The organism is Kitasatospora sp. NPDC057198, assembly GCF_042670125.1.
GTDB lineage: Bacteria > Actinomycetota > Actinomycetes > Streptomycetales > Streptomycetaceae > Kitasatospora.
This window is the reverse complement of sequence record NZ_JBHUWH010000717.1, coordinates 1-2657: the sequence shown is the minus strand read 5'-3', so window position 1 is coordinate 2657 and position 2657 is coordinate 1. Positions and strand designations below refer to the sequence as shown.

At 75.1% G+C, this 2657-nt stretch carries 1 protein-coding gene; it reads right to left on the bottom strand.

The window, feature by feature from the left end; all coding sequences use genetic code 11:
• Positions 1–2657: ribonuclease E/G (locus ACFUEL_RS38155; RefSeq protein ID WP_380242576.1), on the bottom strand; the 2657-nt coding region annotated here is incomplete at both ends.

Here is a 2657-nt window from a genome sequence, read left to right as displayed (position 1 = left end):
CTCCTCGACGATCTCGATGTCGGCGAGCTCCTCGATCGGCTCCAGGTCCTCGACCACGTCGAGGACGGCCTCGGCGGCGGCCTCGATCGCCTCGGTGGTGCTCTCGACCGCGTCCGCCTCGGCGCCGCCGGCCCCGCCGCGGCCCCGGCGGCGGCGCTTGCCGCCGCCCTCGCCCGCACCGGTCGCGGCGGCGGTGTGCGAGCCGTGGCTGTGGCTGGGCTGGTCCATGTGGACGATCACGCCGCGGCCGTTGCAGTGCACGCAGGGCTCGGAGAAGGACTCCAGCAGGCCCTGGCCGACCCGCTTGCGGGTCATCTGGACCAGGCCGAGCGAGGTGACCTCGGCCACCTGGTGCTTGGTGCGGTCGCGGCCCAGGCACTCCAGCAGGCGGCGCAGCACCAGGTCCCGGTTGGACTCCAGCACCATGTCGATGAAGTCGATCACGATGATGCCGCCGAGGTCGCGCAGCCGCAGCTGGCGGACGATCTCCTCGGCCGCCTCGATGTTGTTGCGGGTGACGGTCTCCTCGAGGTTGCCGCCCTGGCCGACGAACTTGCCGGTGTTGACGTCGATGACGACCATCGCCTCGGTCCGGTCGATCACCAGCGAGCCGCCGGAGGGCAGCCAGACCTTGCGGTCCAGCGCCTTCATCAGCTGCTCGTCGATCCGGTAGGTGGCGAACACGTCGACGTCCGAGGTCCACTTCTGCAGGCGCTCGGTGAGGTCGGGGGCGACGTTGGAGACGTAGTCGTGGATGGTGTTCCACGCGTCGGCGCCGCTGACGATGACCTTGGTGAAGTCCTCGTTGAAGATGTCGCGGACCACCCGGACGGTCATGTCGGGCTCGCCGTAGAGCAGCGCCGGGGCGTTGCCGGTGGCGGCCTTCTTCTGGATCTCCTCCCACTGCTGCTGGAGGCGCTGGACGTCGCGGGTGAGCTCCTCCTCGGAGGCGCCCTCGGCGGCGGTGCGCACGATCACGCCCGCGTCGTCCGGGACGATCTTCTTGAGGATCTGCTTGAGGCGGGCCCGCTCGTTCTCCGGCAGCTTGCGGGAGATGCCGGTCATCGAGCCCTCGGGCACGTACACCAGGTAGCGGCCGGGCAGCGAGATCTGGCTGGTCAGCCGGGCGCCCTTGTGGCCGATCGGGTCCTTGGAGACCTGCACCAGCACGGACTGGCCGGACTTCAGCACCGACTCGATCCGGCGCGGGCCGCCGTGGCCGCCGAGCGCACCGAAGTTGACCTCGCCCGCGTACAGCACGGCGTTGCGGCCCTTGCCGATGTCGACGAACGCGGCCTCCATCGACGGCAGCACGTTCTGCACCTTGCCCAGGTACACGTTGCCGACGTACGAGGTCGCCTGCTCCTTGTTGACGTAGTGCTCGACCAGCACGCCGTCCTCGAGCACGCCGATCTGGGTGCGGGCGCCGTTCTGGCGGACCACCATGACCCGCTCGACGGACTCGCGGCGGGCCAGGAACTCGGCCTCGGTGATGATCGGGACGCGGCGGCGGCCCAGTTCGCGGCCCTCGCGGCGGCGCTGCTTCTTGGCCTCCAGGCGGGTGGAGCCCTTGATCGACTGCACCTCGTCCGGGTCGAACGCGGGCTCGGCGGAGCGGCGGCGCGGCTCGCGCACCTTCACCACGGTGCGCACGCCGTCCTCGGTGGTCTCGGCCTGCTCGGCACCGCCCTCGCCGCTGCGGCGGCGCCGGCGACGGCGGCGGCGCGAGGAGGACAGGCCGGCGGCCAGGTCGTCGTCCTGGTCGTCCTCGGCCTCGTCGTGGCCCTCGGGCTCCTCGTGGGACGCCTCCTCGGCGGCCTCGGCGCCCTCGGCCTCGGCCGTCTCGTGCGCGTCCTCGGCCTCACCGCGGCGGCGGCGGCGACCACCGCGACGGCGGCGGCGAGACGGGCGGTCGTCCTCCCACTCGGCGTCCTGCTCGGGGCCGGCGGCGGGCTCCTCGGCCTCGGCGGGGGCCTCGACGGCGGGCGCGGGCGCGGCCACCGGGGCGGCCTTCGCGGTCTTCGCGGCCTTCGCGGGCTTGGCCGACTGCTGGACGCGCACCGCGGTGCGGACCCGGCGGCGGCGGCCGACGCCGCTGTACTCGAACTCGTCGTCGGACGACGCCTGCGGCTCCTCGGCCTCGGCCTCGGCGGCCGGGGCCGGCTCGGCGGCCTTGGCGGGGGCCTTCGCGGCGGCGGCCGCGGGGGCGGTGTAGGGCGCGGGCTCCTGGAACACCGGCGCCTGGAAGATCGCGGTGGACGGGCGGACGGCCCGGCGGCGGGCGCGCGGCGGCTCGGCCTCGACGACCGGCTCGGGCTCGGGCTCGGCGACCGCCTCGGCGGCGGGCTCCTCGGCCTCCGGCTCCTCCTCCGCGACCGGCTCGGCCACGGGCTCCTCGGCCACCGCCGGCGACTGCACGGGGGCGGACGCGCGCTTGCGGGTGCGCCGGGCGCGAGCCGGCTTCTCCTCGACGGCCTCGGCCTCGGCGGCCGGAGCGGGCTCGGGCTCGGCGACCGCCTCGGCGGCGGGAGCCTCCGGCGCACCGGCCGGAGCCTCGACGCGCTTGCGGGTGCGCCGGGCGCGCGCCGGCTTCTCGGCGGCGGGCTCGGCCTCGGCGGCCGGAGCGGGTGCCTCGGCGGCCGGGGCCGCCACCGGCT